The 1,111-nt window shown below is 40.1% G+C and carries 1 protein-coding gene; it reads right to left on the minus strand.

Annotated elements, in window-relative coordinates; genetic code table 11:
- Positions 1–94: 94 nt before the first annotated feature.
- Positions 95–1,069 (minus strand): transposase, encoded by a 975-nt coding sequence (locus I6E85_RS20765; protein WP_024589310.1) that lies wholly within the window; start codon positions 1,067–1,069, stop codon positions 95–97.
- Positions 1,070–1,111 lie beyond the last annotated feature (42 nt).

A 1,111-nucleotide genomic window follows, 5' to 3' on the forward strand; every position in this document is an offset into this window, starting at 1 on the left:
ATTAGCACGTTAAAACCTGAATTACACGCATGATAATAACTACATAATTGCAGTTATAATGTTTACTGAATGGTTTTACTGAGTAGCTTAAGTATTATGCGAGTAGCTTTTCGCAGTTGCTAATATTTGATCGCCGTTTCCGCTTTAAGTTTTCACAGTAACTTGCTTGTGAAGTGGGCCTGCCTACTGCACCATGAAATACGCGCGTAAATTGCGTAGTCAGTTTTAACCAGTTCTCTGGAGAGATATTAAGCCTTTCTAACAAAGGTAGGTTCATGTAATCAATATACCCGCGTTTATCCTCTCGTATTATTCGCCCTGTTAACTCAACAAGTTCAAGGTACGATTTAAGCTCAAACGGCAGTCCTTTAGGCATAATCTGACGTGGCATACCTGCAAAACGTAGTAACTGTTTAGGCTGTTTACCTTCTGTCGCGCATGTTAAGCGCTTTTGTACACTGGTATGGTCTGACTCTTCTGGTGTGTTAGCCATTTTAGCCCTAATGGGATTTAAATCGACATAGGCCATGCAGGCCGCAAGGGCTGCTTCATCTAGTAATGCTTGCGATTTGAATCTACCCTCCCAGAATCGTCCTGTGCAGTTATCTTCTTTATTTGCTCTGCGCGCAATGTCTTCATTTAACAACCGCATAAACCAGCTAATACTTGCTAGGCGTTCGCGGTATTGTTTAACCGTTTGGTTGAAAAAGATGAGTTCAACTTTACTTAGCTTTTCACCTTGTACATATTTTTGCGTTAACAATGTGCCTTTACAGAGTTTATGCCAGCGAATAACAATCGCTTTATCATTCAGCCTGTTTGCTTTCTTATCATCTACATATAGTACCAAATGGGTGTGATTACTCATTACGGCATAAGCACATACATCAATACAAAATACCTTTGCTAATTCAAGCAGCTTATCTTCAACCCACCCTCGTCGATGCTCGTAAGATTGACCAGTAAAACGGTCTTCTCCACATAAAAATGCACGACGAACACAGCGTGAAATACAGTGATAGTATTTTGTATCAACCAAACTTACTTGACGCTTTCTTGCGATAGCCATAAGACACCCTGCTTATTTTTTACACTAAATAAACGTAGTCCT

Origin of the sequence: Pseudoalteromonas sp. NZS71 (assembly GCF_015864715.1) — a bacterium.
In the GTDB taxonomy this organism is placed as follows: Bacteria; Pseudomonadota; Gammaproteobacteria; order Enterobacterales; family Alteromonadaceae; genus Pseudoalteromonas; species Pseudoalteromonas arctica.